The 16,370-nt window shown below is 51.1% G+C and carries 13 protein-coding genes; 8 read left to right on the forward strand and 5 right to left on the reverse strand.

Annotated features, from left to right (window positions below; translation table 11 throughout):
• Positions 1 to 195: 195 nt before the first annotated feature.
• From BLQ88_RS31360 to lolA1, 5 genes are all read left to right on the forward strand, one after another.
• On the forward strand, positions 196 to 1,824 hold the full coding sequence (locus tag BLQ88_RS31360; protein ID WP_090156973.1) for a beta-N-acetylhexosaminidase: 1,629 nt from the start codon (positions 196 to 198) through the stop codon (positions 1,822 to 1,824).
• An 84-nt stretch (positions 1,825 to 1,908) separates the two neighbouring features.
• Complete coding sequence (locus BLQ88_RS31365) at positions 1,909 to 2,598, forward strand: hypothetical protein (RefSeq protein ID WP_229212950.1); 690 nt, start codon at positions 1,909 to 1,911, stop codon at positions 2,596 to 2,598.
• A 78-nt stretch (positions 2,599 to 2,676) separates the two neighbouring features.
• Positions 2,677 to 3,708 (forward strand): quinone-dependent dihydroorotate dehydrogenase, encoded by a 1,032-nt coding sequence (locus BLQ88_RS31370; RefSeq protein ID WP_090156974.1) that lies wholly within the window; start codon positions 2,677 to 2,679, stop codon positions 3,706 to 3,708.
• Between the two features lie 43 nt (positions 3,709 to 3,751).
• Entirely contained in the window at positions 3,752 to 6,319 is a 2,568-nt protein-coding gene (locus BLQ88_RS31375) for an FtsK/SpoIIIE family DNA translocase (protein WP_090156975.1), read from the forward strand.
• Between the two features lie 35 nt (positions 6,320 to 6,354).
• Positions 6,355 to 7,005 (forward strand): outer membrane lipoprotein periplasmic chaperone LolA1, encoded by a 651-nt coding sequence (lolA1, locus tag BLQ88_RS31380; RefSeq protein ID WP_176885168.1) that lies wholly within the window; start codon positions 6,355 to 6,357, stop codon positions 7,003 to 7,005.
• An 80-nt stretch (positions 7,006 to 7,085) separates the two neighbouring features.
• On the opposite strand, the gene BLQ88_RS31385 is transcribed toward lolA1, so the two are convergent.
• From BLQ88_RS31385 to BLQ88_RS31405, 5 genes are all read right to left on the reverse strand, one after another.
• Positions 7,086 to 7,553 carry a ferritin-like domain-containing protein gene (locus tag BLQ88_RS31385; protein ID WP_090156976.1) on the reverse strand — a complete coding sequence of 156 codons (468 nt, stop codon included), beginning with the start codon at positions 7,551 to 7,553 and terminating at the stop codon, positions 7,086 to 7,088.
• 187 nt (positions 7,554 to 7,740) lie between these two features.
• Positions 7,741 to 8,841, reverse strand: coding sequence for a DNA topoisomerase IB (locus tag BLQ88_RS31390; protein ID WP_090156977.1), 1,101 nt, complete (start codon positions 8,839 to 8,841; stop codon positions 7,741 to 7,743).
• A 171-nt stretch (positions 8,842 to 9,012) separates the two neighbouring features.
• The gene (locus BLQ88_RS31395) at positions 9,013 to 11,298 is read right to left on the reverse strand and encodes an ATP-binding protein (protein ID WP_090156978.1); all 2,286 of its coding nucleotides are present in this window, start codon (positions 11,296 to 11,298) and stop codon (positions 9,013 to 9,015) included.
• A gap of 13 nt (positions 11,299 to 11,311) precedes the next feature.
• The gene (locus BLQ88_RS31400; protein ID WP_090156979.1) at positions 11,312 to 11,944 is read right to left on the reverse strand and encodes a biliverdin-producing heme oxygenase; all 633 of its coding nucleotides are present in this window, start codon (positions 11,942 to 11,944) and stop codon (positions 11,312 to 11,314) included.
• 28 nt (positions 11,945 to 11,972) lie between these two features.
• Positions 11,973 to 12,416, reverse strand: coding sequence for a response regulator (locus BLQ88_RS31405; RefSeq protein ID WP_090156980.1), 444 nt, complete (start codon positions 12,414 to 12,416; stop codon positions 11,973 to 11,975).
• Between the two features lie 154 nt (positions 12,417 to 12,570).
• Here BLQ88_RS31405 and BLQ88_RS31410 point away from each other — a divergent pair, with 154 nt between their 5' ends.
• From BLQ88_RS31410 to BLQ88_RS31420, 3 genes are all read left to right on the forward strand, one after another.
• The gene (locus BLQ88_RS31410) at positions 12,571 to 13,134 is read left to right on the forward strand and encodes a DUF4142 domain-containing protein (RefSeq protein ID WP_090156981.1); all 564 of its coding nucleotides are present in this window, start codon (positions 12,571 to 12,573) and stop codon (positions 13,132 to 13,134) included.
• Positions 13,135 to 13,337: 203 nt separating this feature from the next.
• A complete protein-coding gene (locus BLQ88_RS31415; protein ID WP_090157007.1) occupies positions 13,338 to 14,909 on the forward strand; it encodes a sulfatase family protein in 1,572 nt (523 codons plus the stop codon).
• Between the two features lie 5 nt (positions 14,910 to 14,914).
• Complete coding sequence (locus BLQ88_RS31420; RefSeq protein ID WP_090157008.1) at positions 14,915 to 16,360, forward strand: phytoene desaturase family protein; 1,446 nt, start codon at positions 14,915 to 14,917, stop codon at positions 16,358 to 16,360.
• The last annotated feature ends 10 nt before the right edge of the window (positions 16,361 to 16,370 follow it).

The raw sequence follows: 16,370 nt of genomic DNA on the forward strand, positions 1-16,370 counted from the left end.
TATTGTAAAATGTAACAAAAACAAGCTGTAAAGCTTTAATGAGTACAAAGTTACAAGTATTAATGGTAACGTACCCTTTTTTCAAATAATTACATAAAATTATAAAAAATTTAAGATTCGCAGTATTTTAAAATAGGAATACGATAACTTGCATTATTTTTAAATTATTTTAATAAATACCGAATTCCTATCTCCATGAAGCGTTTCCTTTTCGGACTGATCTGTTGCGTGCTCGTGCACTCTGCATTTGCTCAGATCAACGTAATCCCCAAACCCACCCAGGTCCTGACCGCCAAAGGCGCATGGACGCTTAAAGCAAAAACGAAGGTCGGAGCACCCGCCGACGCCAAGTGGGCGCATGTAGCGGAAATGCTCACCGCGCAACTCGCCAAGGCAACCGGACAAGCGGTAACAACCACGAAAGGCAAGGGTGACATTACCCTTACCGTATCCTCGGATGCCAGCCTCGGTGAAGAAGGTTACCGCCTGCTATCGACCCCCAAGGGCGTGACCATTCAGGCACAGACTGCCAAGGGCGCATTCTACGGCGTTCAGACGCTTTTGCAATTGCTACCCGCGGAAGTATTCAGCGAGAAGGCGGTGGCCGGTGTCAAATGGACTGTTCCTTATGTCACGATAAAAGATGTGCCGCGTTACCCTTACCGCGGGCTGATGCTCGACGTCTGCCGCCATTTCATGCCGGTAGAGTTTGTGAAAAAATACATCGACCTCATCGCATTGCACAAGCAAAACCAGTTTCACTGGCACCTGACCGATGATCAGGGCTGGCGGATCGAGATCAAGAAATACCCTGAACTGAAAACCATCAGTTCAAAGCGCAAGCAGACCATGAAAGGACATTACCGCGATCAGAAGTTCGATGGGACACCTTATGAGGGCTTCTATATCCAGGAGGAAATCAAGGAAGTGATCAAATATGCCGAAGACCGTTTCGTGAATGTGATCCCGGAAATTGAAATGCCGGGCCATGCGCTCGCAGCATTGGCGGCATATCCGCAACTGGGCAACAATCCCGATAAAATTTATGAAGTAGGCACGAAATGGGGCGTTTATGACGACGTTTTCATGCCCCGCGAGGAGACTTTCAAGTTTCTGGAAGACGTACTCACCGAAGTGATCGACCTTTTCCCAAGCAAGTACATTCACATCGGCGGCGACGAATGCCCGAAAGTACAATGGAAGGAAAGCCGTTTTGCCCAGAATATCATTCAGAAGGAAGGTTTGAAAGACGAGCACGGGCTGCAAAGCTATGTAATCAAGCGGATCGACAAGTTTATCACCGCCAAAGGCCGCCGGATGATCGGCTGGGACGAAATCCTCGAAGGCGGCTTGTCGCCTAATGCGACCGTCATGAGCTGGCGCGGTACCGAAGGCGGCATTGCGGCTGCGAAAGAGCGCCACGACGTGGTGATGACGCCGGGCGGCTTCTGCTACCTCGACCATTACCAGGCCGATGCCAAGACCCAACCCGTCGCATTCGGCGGTTTCACCGACCTGGCGAAGTCCTACTCCTTCGAACCAACCCCGGCGGAACTCTCAGCGGACGAAGCGAAGCACATCCTCGGCGTACAAGGCAACGTGTGGACCGAATACATGAAAACGCCCGCCTATGTACAATATATGGTATGGCCCCGCGCCACCGCATTGGCCGAAGTAGGCTGGACTTCCAAAGAAGGCCGCAACTTCGAAGATTTCAGCAAACGCCTCGAAACCCACAAAAAACGCCTCGATTTCCTGGGTGTCAATTACTTCGGCGCCCCGATCAACGGCAACTTCGAGTACGTCTGGCCGGAAAAAAAGTAGTTCTGTTACTTTGCACATTTGTGAAAGCATCCCGCCGGGCGGGGTGCTTTTTTTGGTTATATTTGTTAACAGGCAACGTTCAACATGGAAAGGAAAAAGATAAAAGTCTTCGGTTCCTTCGAGGAGCTCGATCAGGACCAGCTGGAAATGAATATCGAATCCAGTCTCGAAGAGCGATGGGAATCCTACTGGAAGCTGAGAAGGTTTCATCGCCTGCTGTTTCGTGAGATTGGGGAAGATATCGTTTATCCGGAGGCTGTTAGAAAACTAATTCTCTATAAACCTATGGACGTTGAAGATGTTGAGTTTCTCAGATTTGTAAAAGCTGCTGCCGAAAACAAATTAGAATATATGCTGATTGGCGGCCTGGCACTGGCTATGAATGGTATCGCGCGATATACGCAAGACGCCGATGTATGGATAAGGCCTACCAAGGAGAATAAAGAACGATTTGTCAAAACGCTGATGGCACTTAGTTACGAGGAGGACGAAATCGCAAGACTTAGAGAAGTTGATTTTCAGAAGGCGCAGCATATTCGGTTGGCTGGCCCTATTGATGTCATGACAGTCGTTCACTTCCGCATGGAATATGATACTTGCCGTAGTCGTGCCAGGGAGTTCCTCACCGTCGAAGGTCTTACAATTCATTTTATTCATATCAATGATCTGAGAGAACTGAAGATACTTGCCAGGCGCCCCAAAGATTTACACGATGTACTTATGATAGACGAATTGCTCGAAAAACTGGGTAAAAGACTCGACGGCGGCGATTGATCGTAACCTCGTGAACTTTCAGAAATAAAATTCCCCAACCTCCCCGCGCCTTCCTGCGAAAGATTCTATTTTTGCAGGATGTATAAGATTCTGATCTCCCCTATACTTTTCCTGTTTGACGCTGAGCGCATTCACCATTTTGTGTGTGAGCTGCTGCATTTTGCATTCAAGATACCGTTTGCGCCGCAGATCATGCGCGCAATGTACACGTACGAGCATCCTGATCTGGTTCAGGAAGTGGCTGGTTTGCGGTTTCGTAATCCGGTAGGACTGGCGGCGGGGTTCGATAAGAATGCCGAACTGGTGGATCAGCTCGAGGCGTTGGGTTTCGGATATATCGAAATCGGGACGGTGACGCCGCGACCGCAGCCAGGTAATGACAAGCCGCGCCTGTTTCGATTGAAAAAGGACAAGGCGCTGATCAACCGCATGGGCTTTAATAATAAAGGCGTGCAGGTGGCTGCCGCCAAACTGGCGAAACGTAAATCGAAAATCCTGGTAGGAGGGAATATTGGTAAAAACAAGGATACCCCGAACGAGCAGGCATTGAGCGATTACCTGATCTGCTTTCGCGAGCTGTTCGATGTGGTGGACTATTTTGTGGTGAATGTAAGCTCGCCGAATACACCCGGACTGCGGGATTTACAGGAAAAAGGACCATTGACCGAAATCCTGAAAGAATTACAAACGCGTAATATCGAAAAGGCAAACCCTAAACCGATTTTCCTGAAAATTGCGCCGGACCTGACCACCAGTCAACTCGACGATATTATCGATATTGTAAAGGAAACAGGCATCGCGGGCGTGATTGCGACGAACACGACGATCAGCCGTGAAGGACTTGTAACCGATCATGCGGAAGTGTCGCAGTTAGGGGCGGGCGGATTGAGCGGCGCACCTTTGACACATCGCTCGACGGAAGTTATTCGTTACCTTTGTGAACAATCCAATCATGCATTCCCCGTTATCGGAGTCGGCGGTATCGCCACTCCCGGCAATGCTTTGGAAAAAATAAACGCAGGTGCCGGCCTGATTCAGCTCTATACCGGCTTTATTTACGAAGGGCCCGGTGTGGTCAGCAGGATCTGCAAGGCATTGGTCAGGAAGTAACATCAGTAAAACAGCACTTCACGCATTCCCGGAATTGAAATAAATGTCAGTCAATAAGCCAAGAGGTAACACACAGCGCCAGAAACCGGAGGAAGCCGCGGCCGCTCCCCGTTTTCGTGTATCCCTCGATTGGGAGCACATTTTCACCAGCCCGAAGAATACGTTGGCCTGGGGCACATTCTTTATCATCCTGGGATTAATCCTGGAAACATCCTTTTTTTCCTACATCGTCACCGGGCTGTCGGACCAGAGCGTGCTTGACGGCCTGGGGAATCAATCGATCCGCGATGCGGGCCGACAGACGCGTAACTTCCTGGGCGTGCTCGGGGCGGTGGTTTCGCACATTTTTGTCTACCGCTGGTTTGGGGTCGGAGCGTTATTGCTGCCCCTGGTACCATTTGTAGCAGGCTGGAAAATGGCGTTCGGCAGGGAAATATTGCCATTGAGCAAGACTACCAAGGAGTCGATCTTTTTTACATTGTGGGTAAGTGTGCTGATGGGCTACATTATCCTCATGAGCAACACCGAAAATACCCTGAGCTTCCTTTCCGGTGGCTTTGGCTATATGGTAAATATCGCGCTTTTCGACTGGCTGAAATGGGGGAGCGTAGTGCCGATCCTTTTCGCATTGTTCGTTTTCGCGGTGTTCTTTTACGATGTGCGCGACAGGTACGAGTCGTGGCAGGCGCGGCATGCGAAACCGGAAGTCGCCGTGGAAGATGGAAAAGAAGAATCGCTTTCTCCCGCAGAATCCAAAGAGGCAGCTGTGCCTGAGAGCAAATTCGTGTCGGTAGTGAATGATACTTACGATGACGAAGTACTGGTAGGGGATGAACAGCCGGATAATGACCTGGAAACAGAAGAAGAAGCCCCGCACGTAGCGCCGCATCCCGCGGTAGTATTGCCGGCCGTACCTCAGGCCCCGTCGGTAGCTGCGTCAACGAGCATTGAACTGCCGGTAATGCCGATGGAAGTATCGGCTGTGCCGTCCGAACCGTTGCTTGAACTGGAAGTAGAGGATACGACGCAGAACGAAGCCGCCGAAGAGGAGTTCGAGGACGAAGATGTACACGCGTCGATATTGCGCGAATTCGGGCAGTATGATCCGATGCTGGATTTGCCCTCATACCATTTCCCGACGATCGACCTGCTGAACGAGGTTCATGAAAATCAGCATGAAAAAGTAAGCCAGGAAGAGCTAGAAAGCAATAAAACCAAGATCGTCGACACGCTCGGCAGCTATGGTATCAATATATCTAAAATCAAGGCGACGATCGGGCCGACGGTTACGCTTTACGAGATCATCCCGGAAGCGGGCGTACGGATTTCGAAGATCAAAAACCTCGAAGGCGACATTGCATTGAGCCTTGCCGCGCTCGGTATTCGTATCATCGCGCCGATGCCCGGCCGTGGGACGATCGGTATCGAGGTGCCGAACAAGAACCGGGAGACGGTTTTTGCACGATCGGTACTGGCGAACGACCGCTTCCAGAAGTCGACTTACGATTTGCCCATTGTTTTGGGTAAAACCATTTCAAACGATATCCACATCGCCGACCTGGCCAAAATGCCCCACTTGCTCATGGCGGGTGCTACCGGACAAGGTAAGTCGGTGGGTTTGAACGTCATTCTGGCTTCATTAATCTACAAAAAACACCCGGCCGAGCTCAAATTTGTGCTCGTAGACCCGAAAAAGGTGGAATTGACCCTTTTCAACAAGCTGGAAAGGCACTTCCTCGCTAAGCTCCCGAATGCGGAAGAAGCGATCATTACCGATACCAAAAAGGTGATTTTTACATTGAATTCCCTGTGTATCGAAATGGATTCGCGCTATGACCTGCTGAAAGAGGCGGCGGTACGGAATTTGAAGGAATACAATCAGAAATTCGCGGCGAGAAGATTGAACCCGGAAAAAGGGCATCGCTTCCTGCCATATATCGTGCTGGTAATCGACGAGTTGGCGGATTTGATGATGACGGCGGGCAAGGAAGTGGAAACACCGATTGCACGTCTGGCGCAGCTGGCGCGTGCGGTGGGGATTCACCTGGTGGTGGCGACGCAGCGGCCTTCGGTGAAAGTTATTACGGGTTTGATCAAAGCCAACTTTCCGGCGCGTCTGTCTTTCAGGGTAACGTCGAGCATCGACTCGCGGACGATCCTCGATATGGGTGGTGCCGAACAGCTTGTAGGACAAGGAGATATGCTGCTGGCGATCAACTCGGAGGTGATCCGTCTGCAATGTCCGTTCATCGATACCCGCGAGATCGAGGATATTTGCGAGTACATCGGCGGGCAACGCGGTTACGACGAAGCTTACGCATTGCCTGAATACGAAGGCGAAGATGCCGCGGAAGGCAAGGCCGAGCTGAATCCGGACGATTTCGACAGTTTATTGCCGGATGCAGCCCGATTAATAGTGACCCATCAGCAGGGCAGTACCTCCCTGATCCAGCGCAAAATGAAGCTGGGCTACAACCGCGCAGGCCGCATTATGGATCAACTCGAAGTGCTCGGCGTGGTAGGGCCATTTACCGGCAGCAAAGCGCGGGATGTGATGTTCCACGATCTGAACATGCTCGAAGAACACCTCCGCGCAATGGGTGTAAATTAAATTAATAAACTCACTAAGTATTTAAATCATTGAATATGAGAAATTTGAAGAAGAGTGCTTGTCTGCTTGCGGTATTGACGATTTTCCTTTTGAACCCATTGGCTTCCAATGCACAGGGGGATAAAAAGTCATCGGATATCCTGAACGCCATGAGCAGCAAGTACCAGAAGATCAAATCCTTCAAAGCACTTTTTACCTACATTACCAAAGGTGAAAAGCCGCTGAAAGGAGAAGCGACCGTGAAGGGCACGAAGTTTCGGTTGAAAATGGCAGGTCAGGAGATCTTTAACGACGGTAAGCTGATGGCGACGTACATCAAGGAAACCAACGAAGTGAATTTGCAGGATGTCGACCCCGCAGCCGGCGGCGACCTCGACCCGACGAAGATTTACACAGCCTACAAAAAGGGCTTTAAATCAGCTTTTGTAAAAGAAAAACAGGAAGCCGGTAAGGCGCTCGAAGTAGTGGAGTTGACCTCAACCAATAAAAACAGCCAGGTTAATAAGGTACAGATCGAGGTGAACAAGGCTGATAAATCGATCGCCAGCTGGAAAATTTTCCAGAAAAACGGACAGGAAGTAACTTACAAAGTAGACCAGTTTGTAGCGGATGTAAATGTTCCTGATAATTCATTCACTTTCAATGCCAAGCAATATCCGGGCGTGGAAGTGGTGGATCTGCGATAGTTTCCAAAACATAATAACATAGCAATGGGTGAGCCTTTCGGTCTCACCCATTTTTCTTATACGCGTTATATATTGCTTTGTCAGTTCACTGCCTGGTGCAGGTCACGGTATTTCTTGATCAGGTTGTGCGATTCGAGCAGCTCTGCTTTCTGGTTCGCGATGATCTGGCGGATATCTACCGGAAGGTCGGCATCGGTGGCCAAGGCGTCGTCGTAAGCTTCTTGTGCTGCATCCTCGCCATATTCGCAGCTTTCGAGCACCGAAGTGCGGTCGTGGCCGGTAAATGTGGCCTTAATGTCCATCCATACGCGGTAGATTTTCCCGGAAGCAGTAGTACCTGTTGCGACTTCGCCACCCAGGTTGCGTATTTCAGCACTTAGCTCATTAATGTTTTCGCGGCTTTCGTTGGCCATTTTCTGGAAAATTCCCCTCAGGTCTACATCTATGTCTTCAACCTCCGCGAGTGCTTTTTCGTAGCCGTCGATACGGTCGTTATTAATTCTGATCAGGTCGTTCAGTACTTCAACTAGATTTTCATTGGTTTCCATGAGTGTCAATGTTAGTTTGTGACAAGTTTTGTTCTTAAACAGTTGCATGGCTTTCAAATGCTGTGCCACTTTTTTAAATGGGGCTTTACACGCTGTGGAGGCCATTTTTCGCCTGCGTATATGTAGGAGATATTGCCCGCCACGCACGCGCTGGCGACGCACGTGCGTGTGAATGTCATCAGAATGCTCAGGCCGGACGTGCCAGTAATGTCTTCACATGATGCTCCGTTTCGGAGAAATAGGCAGTTTCTTCTACCTCTTTGTTGAGAAACCGCTGAATGCGGTTGTTTTCGTAAGCCCTGAAAACGGCCGGGTGCACATAGTACTTCTTGCAAACAGCCCGTGTGTTCCCCAAATGCGCCGCTACGGCATCCAGGCACGTATTTATGACGCGCGTCAGCTGCCTTTGGGATGCGGCTTTTTCCTGGTGGCTCAGGTATTCAAATGCCGTGACGGTACCCATCCACGTCCGGAAATCCTTGGCAGAGAAGCTGGCGCCCGTGTAGCGACGAATGTAGTCGTTCACTTGCTGCGCGTTCAATGCGCACTTCCCGCCGGTTTCGGTGACGTACTGAAACAGCCTTTTTCCGGGCATTTCCTTGCATTGCTTTACCAGCCGCGCGAGTTGCTTGTCGCGCAGGACGATATCCTGTTTAATGCCTTTTTTACCCGTGAACATAAAGCGAATGAGGCTGCCTGTAATCGTGGCGCAGCGCGCGTCGAGGGTGGTAATGCCCGAGGAGCCGTGCCGGATCTTGTAGCGTTGGTTGCCCACACGCATGCAGGTCTTGTCCATGAGCTTGATCACCAGCGCGATGGCTTTTGAAAGGTCGAAGTCGCGTTTACGGAGATCGTGCTCCACCTGCTCGCGCAATGCGGGCAGTGCTTCCGAAAACGTGAGTAGTTTGTAATATTTGGTCTGGTTCCGGACGAGGTTCCAGTAGGGGTGGTAGCGATATTGCTTCCGGCCGGCGGCGTCGATGCCCGTGGCCTGCAAATGTGCGTCGGGGTCGGCGCTGATCCACACATTCGTCCACGCGGGAGGGAGTACCAGCGACTTGATGCGTTTGATCGTTTGGGGATCTTTACAGCGCTGGCCATCGGCGTCGGTGTAGTAAAAGCGGGGCGCTTTTCCCTTGCGCATATAGCCGGGCGCGTCGGCCGACTGCACGTAATGAAGCCCTGCCGCTTCGGCCGTTAATGCAGGGTTCTTTCTGAGTTTTTTAAATTGCCGGGCCGTAATTACCGGCTCATCGGTGGCGAATGCTAGGGCTGCGGCTACTGACATGTGGTTTACCGTTTGTTGTCCCACAAATCATAATAATTTAATACCAACCCGTAGTGCATTCCGAAACCGCCCGCCAGCCGCTATACATTCATTTAGTAGTATATAAAAAATCCCCAGCCGCGCCGGGTGAGCGGCTGAGCTGAGGAACAATGTACTCACAGGTACCGGTTGTTATGCGACGGGAAAATAAATGGTGAAGACAGAACCTTCCCCAAATACCGATCTCGCGCCGATAAACCCGGCGTGATTTTCCATGATTTTCTTGCAGATGGCCAGCCCAATGCCCGTTCCCGGATACTTATGAGCGGGGTGCAGACGCTGGAAAATGTCGAAAATGCGGTTCTCGTATTCCGCTTCGAAACCGATCCCGTTGTCGTGAAATGCAATGGCGTGATAGCGGCCTAATGCGGTCTTTTCAGCGGGAATGTCTGCCGCGTCGACGACATCGGTAGTAATCCGGATGTCCGGGCGCTCGTCCGTTTTGATAAATTTGAGGGCATTGCTGATCAGGTTTACGAAGAGCTGATGCACCTGGAACGGGATGATTTCGAGGGTAGGCAATTTGTCCGCATGGAGCGTAGCGCCCTTTTCATCGATCGTATCCTGCAATTCAGAAACTACATTCCGCATTACGTCATTCAAATCCGTGAGCAAGAAAGTCTTTTCCATGGTACCCGCTTTCGAGTAAGCCAGGATATCCTCGATCAGCAATTGCATTTTCTCGGCCGCGAAACGCATTCTTTCCACGGAGTCCTTCACCTGAACCGACAGGTCCGGATCTTCGCGATCGAGCACTTTGGAGGCGAAAATCTGTATTTTCCGCAGCGGCTCCTTCAAGTCGTGCGTCGAAATCCAGTTCAGGTTCGAGAGTTCCTTGTTAGCAAGCCTCAGTTCCTCGTTAAGCGTCCTGTTCTGATCTTCCTGTGTCCGGATCACGCGGTAATTAATGTGTTTTTGCAAAGCATAGGAAAAGCTCGAAGCCGCATTGATCTCCGATTTGCGCCACGGCGCGCTTTTGTCCTTCACAATTTCCATCCAGAGTTCGAACGACTTGCGTGGTGAAAGCCGTACGCCGTCTTCATTCGGCAAAATGGCCTTATCGGGATTGCCTGCCCAGTTGATGGTCTCGATTCTCTCCTGCCGCAGCCATATTATCCCGTCGTTTTCACCCGACAACATCGAATGATAAACCACCCCGGCGGCATATTTGGAAATGCCTTTCGCATCAGGATAAACGTCGGACAGGTTATCCGTCTCGAACGTCTGGTTAGGATAAGCATTTGAAAGAAACCTGAACAAATCGAGCAGCTCCGCCTCCGAGGGGACTACGCCGTTGGTATACAGCCTCCCTTCATAATAAATGGCGGCACCCGAAGCATTCGCAAGTTTCAGCAGCGAAGACGACTGGTGGCTGGCCTCCATAAAGTTCTCGGTCTCGTGCAGGAGCGCGAGCGCGTCCACGAGGGCTTTGTCAACTTCTTCACCAATATTATATTCCTCGGCAACCTCCCGCACCGCGATCTGCGACGTCAGGAAATGGCCTTGTAATAATGCGGAGAGGCGTGTGTAATGCGGTAGTACCTTGGGCGCGTAGTGGTGGCAGGCAATAAGGCCCCAAAGCTTCTGGTTTTGCAGGAGCGAAATGGTCAGCGTAGCGCCCACACCCATGTTTTTCAGGTATTCGATGTGCATAGGAGACACGCTCCGGAGGATCGACAGGCTCAAATCGAGCGAATGGTTGCCTTTTTCCGCCGAATCGTCGATCGTCAGCAACGGTACCGGGGTATAGCTGATGTCGGCGATCATGCGCAGCGGATTGCGGATGTACAGCTCGCGCGCCTGTGCCGGAATGTCGGTATGCGGGTATTTCTGGTTGGCAAATGAAACGAGGTCCTCGCGCCGGCTTTCGGCGATCACCTCTCCGTTGTACTGCTCGTCGAAGCGGTAGATCATCACCCGGTCGTAGCCGGTAATGCTGCGCGTTTCGTCCGCAATCTCCTGGCAGAGGTCGAGTAACCCGCTGGATTTCTCCATGATCGACACGAAGTTGCGTGTCTGGGTATATAAGTTCGGGAGGTGTAATGTGCCGTCGGGGAAGGGTTCCAGTTCCATGATCACATTGCCGCCGCTCTGGTGAACGGTGGTATTGAACGAAGTGCCGTTCAGTTCGAAAACAAACGGTTTCGCCGTGTCGATCACTTCCTCGCTGGTGTACAACAGGAAGCGGGAAGCTTGTTCTTCCGCGAAAATCTCCGAAATATCTTTACCCAGTACCTTCTCGGGACCGATACCCATGTATTCGGCGCTGTTGGCACTGCAGAATTCAATTCTGGAATCCCCTTTTTTAATCCCCAATAGAAAACCGTGGGGCTGGATACTGCCTGGTATGTGGATGGGTTCACTTTCGCAATTTGTCAGATTGACAATGTCGCGATTCACGATGTCCTTAATATTCATTCCTGCTGATCAGTTACGACCTACCGGGCCGAGTAGTTTGAGCACGGTGGCTGAGCCAATTGTCAATGATAGTAAAAGTTTTTTTAGCGCTGCCAATCACTTCATCCCGTTCCTCATGCTCGTCGACAAATTGGGTAAGGGAAGAGATGAAACTTTTCCACAGGTTTCCCGTCTGCGTTCCATATCCCCAGAAGTAGGAAGCGCCGTTTTCGGGAGTGAGCCCGAGTACTTCGTGGATATGCCTGTACAAAATCTTTCCGCCCAGCGTGGAGCCTTCCAGCACGTACATGATTCCCAGCGCCTCGGCCAACGAGGAAAATTCGAAACGGTATACCGGCAACGCGTCGATATCCGCTTCGGTAAGGCCCGTGGCGAGCAGGTCGTCGATGATCAACCGCGATTTATATCTTTCCGATAAGTCGGTGATAATGTGGGAAATGGCAGGGAATACCTGATCCTCGCAGGCGATGGTCACTCCGAAGAGCGCAGCCAGGTAGGTCTGATAGTCATGAACGGAAGCGGAGAGGGTGAGTATCGCTTTGGAAAGTGGATTGTCTTCCAGCCTCTGATGGCTTTCCGCAGTCTCTTGTCTTAGTCGTTTAAAAAATAAGTCTTGCTCCGTGTTGAAAGCAGTTGCTTCACTCATACTTGAATGCTTATTGAAATCTGTAAGATTAATTGGCTATCAAAAATTGTTCCAGCCCCTCCGGCATCGCCGCTCCTTCAAGTTCGAGAAGGCACTTTTTGAGGATTGCTATCAGGCCATTAAAGCTGGTGGGTTTTTGAATATACAGGTTTGCGCCATTCCGGTAGGCCGACTCCCAAAGGTATTGCGCTACCGACGTGGAAAGTATCACAATCGGCACTTGTTCATACCCCGCTGTTCCGCGGATTTCCCCCAGGCATTCCAGCCCGTTTTTGATAGGCATATTCATGTCCAGAAATATAATGTCGGGCTTGTCGCTTGCGTCCTTTATGATTCCCAGTAGCTCCATACCATTCTCTGCGACCGTCAGATTTGTTTCAATGGGAATATGTGACAGTGCTTCCTGAAAAAGGAAGGTATCGTCATGGTCGTCGTCGGCCAGCAGGATCCGCAGAGGGGTAACGGGGCTCATTAATCAGGGTAGATGGTGGTTTTGAAAAAGGCAGTACAACCCGCGGGACGCTGTGGTTGTCGACGGATAGCTACAAAAATATCCGTTTTTTCGATCGCGATGGCACAGTTTTTTAATTTTTAGGACCCAAATCATCAAAAAATGAAAACCTGTTATGAAAAAGATCGCATTGAGTATCCTGATGGCAGCTACCGTGGTGGCGTTTACAAATTGTAACAACACTAAGACGGAGGACAGCAAAGAAGTTGCCGAAGAGCAGAACGAAGCCAAACTCGACACGACCGCATTGGAGGATGACTCCGAGTTTGCGGTAGCAGCTGCCGACGGTGGTATGATGGAAGTACAACTCGGCGAATTAGCGAAGACGAACGCAGCAAGTGCGGACGTGAAGAAATTCGGGGCAATGATGGTAACGGACCATTCAAAAGCGAACGATGAGCTGAAAGCCCTTGCCGCTCAGAAGAATATCACGCTTCCGGCAATGCTAAGCGACGACAAGCAGAAAAAGTATGACGACCTCGCCAAAAAGAAAGGCAAGGATTTCGACAAAGCCTACATTTCTTTCATGGTCGACGACCACAAGGAAGATATCAGCGAGTTTGAAGAAGCCGCGAAAGATGCCAAAGACCCGGACGTAAAAGCCTGGGCGGGCGGTAAAGTTCCTACTTTGAAACACCACCTTGAAATGGCAGAGGCCATTGATAAAAAGACCAAGTAAACCATTATGAACGGTTTCAAAAGCCCGGGGCGAGTTATTCGCTTCGGGCTTTTTGCTTTAAGAAATGCTGTATAGTGAAAACAAATCACCAATTTGTAATTTTAAACCCGGCTGAAAACCGGCTCCGTAAAGTAATTCCGGTAAAAGCTTGCGATTTGATTTTGCATAAGTTTATTTTGTCTACCTATTATATAGAGTATTTCATGTTTACTATCCTTACCCGTCCCGTGAAGTTGACTTTAAAGGCCTTTTGCGGCCTGATTGCGCTGGTGATGCCGATCACAACGGCATTGTCCCAAACCGCGCAGCGCCCGAACATTATTTTTATTTTTTCCGATGACCACGCTTACCAGGGCATTGGTGCCTATGGAAATAAAATTGTTAAAACCCCTAATATCGACCGCATTGCCCGCGAGGGTGCATTGCTGACCAATAACCTGGTTACCAACTCGATATGCGGCCCGAGCCGGGCGACATTGCTGACCGGCAAATACAGCCACCTGAATGGGTATAAGCGCAACGACCGCACGAAATTCGATACGGGGCAGACGCTGCTGTCGAAAACGCTGCAGAGTAACGGTTACCAAACGGCGTGGATCGGTAAAATGCATTTGAACAGCTTACCGGCAGGTTTCGATTACTGGAATGTGCTGCCCGACCAGGGACATTATTATAATCCGCAATTCGTAGGACAGCCGAACGACACCACCCAATACACCGGCTATGTGTCCGACCTCATTACCCAGTTCGCGACCGGCTGGCTCGACAAGCGCGACAACAGCAAGCCGTTCTTCCTGATCGTCGGCCACAAAGCGACGCACCGCGAATGGATGCCCGATTTGCAGGACCTGGGTGCGTACGATAATGTAACTTTTCCGCTCCCTTCGACATTTTACGACGACTATAAAGGCAGAAAAGCAGCCGCCGACCAGGATATGACCATCGACAAAACGATGCGCATGAAGTTTGACCTGAAAGTGGGCGTGGATTATGAGAAGGATTTCCTGTATAACCGACTCAATCCTACGCAGAAAAAAGTATTCAAAGCCTATTACGACAAGGTTTCCAAAGAAGTAACAGACAAGAACCTGACCGGCAAGGCATTGGTGGAATGGAAGTTTCAGCGTTACCTCCGCGATTATTTCTCTACCGCCAATTCCCTCGACCGCAACATCGGCAAGCTGCTCGATTACCTCGACAAAAGCGGTTTATCTAAAAATACGGTCGTAATCTATGCTTCCGACCAGGGCTTTTACCTGGGCGAGCACGGTTGGTTCGACAAGCGTTTTATTTACGAAGAATCCTTGAAAACGCCGTTTGTGATCCGCTATCCGGGGGTGATCAAGCCGGGTACCAAAGTGAGCGACCTCGTGGTGAATATCGACTGGGCTCCGACTGTGCTGAACATTGCGGGGGTGAAAACGCCCTCGGACATGCAGGGGAAATCGTTCCTTCCATTGCTGAAAGCCAGCAGCACTGCGCAGGTTCCCTGGCGTAAAGAGGCTTACTACCATTATTACGAATTCCCGCAGCCGCACCACGTCCACCCGCATTTCGGGCTGCGCACGAGCCGCTATAAGCTGGCCTATTTCTATGGCGGTGCCGATTCGTGGGAGTTGTACGATTTGCAGAAAGACCCGAAAGAGGTTTCCAATATTTATGGAGCAAAAGGAACGGAAGCGCTTACAGCCGACCTGAAAGGCAAGCTGAAAGCATTGATGAACGAATACAAGGACGACGAGGCATTGAAAATCCTCGCAACGGCCAAGCCATGACCCGCGTGGCGACAACAGCGTACGATGCCATCGTGGTAGGCTCCGGCCCGAACGGACTTGCAGCCGCCATTACCTTACAGGAATCCGGACTTTCAGTATTGCTTATTGAAGGCAAGGACACGATCGGCGGAGGTATGCGAACGCTGGAACTGACACTACCGGGTTACCGCCACGACATTTGTTCGGCGGTTCATCCGATGGCGTTGATGTCGCCGTTTTTTGAACGATTACCGTTGGCGGATTTCGGGCTGAAATTCGTCCAGCCGACGCACGACGCGGCACATCCGCTGGATGGCGGCCGGGTGGCGGTGCTGGATAAATCGGTGGAAGCGACGGCGCGCCAGTTGGGTGCCGACGGCGCTATGTACCGCAAATGGATGGGCGGCCTGCTGGAATCCATTCCGAAGTTGCTGCCGGATCTGCTCGGCCCGTTGCAATGGCCTGACGAACCTTTCAGGCTTGCGGCTTTCGGGCTAAATGCATTGCCGCCGGCTACCTGGATGGCCAGGAAATTCAAAACAGCGGAAGGGCGTGCGTTATGGGCCGGAATGGCGGCACATTCGATCCAACCGCTGGGCAATATCGCGACGTCGGCCTTTGGGATCATGCTCATGGCTGCGGCGCACGTTAAAGGATGGGTGATTCCCGTAGGCGGCAGCCAGCGCATTGCGGATGCATTGGCGGCTTATTTTCAGTCGCTTGGCGGGAAGATCCAGACGGGCTGGATGGTTGGTTCTGTGGATGAATTGCCTTCTGCCAAAGTATTTTTAATGGATGTAACCCCAAAGCAGATCGTGCGTATCGCGGGCGACAGGCTGAGTTCTTCCTATAAACGGCGTTTGGAAGGTTACCGACAAGGTCCGGGTGTTTTCAAGGTCGATTGGGCATTGGACGAGCCGATACCCTTCCAGCGCGAAGAGTGCCGGGGAGCGGGTACGGTGCATTTGGGGAATACATTCGAAGAAATCGTGCGGTACGAGCGGAATGTGGGGAATGGGAAGCGGGGCGAAAAGCCTTTTGCATTGGTAGCCCAGCAAAGCCTGTTCGACAATACCCGAGCACCCGAAGGCAAGCACACGGCATGGGCGTATTGCCACGTCCCAAACGGCGACGACCGCGACATGACCGACGCCCTGGAAAGCCAGATCGAGCGGTATGCGCCGGGTTTCAGGGATATTATCAAGGCAAAACACACTACCAACGCCAGCGCATTGGAACAATATAACCCCAACTATATCGGCGGGGACATTAATGGCGGCATCCAGGACGTATGGCAGCTGTATTCGAGGCCGGTGTTGAGCATTACGCCTTACCGGACATCGGCGAAGGATATTTATATCTGCTCTTCGTCCACACCTCCGGGCGGGGGCGTACATGGGATGTGCGGGTACCACGCGGCCAGGCAGGCATTGAAGGATGTTTTTAGAATTGAAGTCAAAAAAGCACAATAGCGTTTTTAGT

It is taken from the genome of Dyadobacter soli, assembly GCF_900101885.1.
GTDB classification, from domain to species: Bacteria; Bacteroidota; Bacteroidia; order Cytophagales; family Spirosomataceae; genus Dyadobacter; species Dyadobacter soli.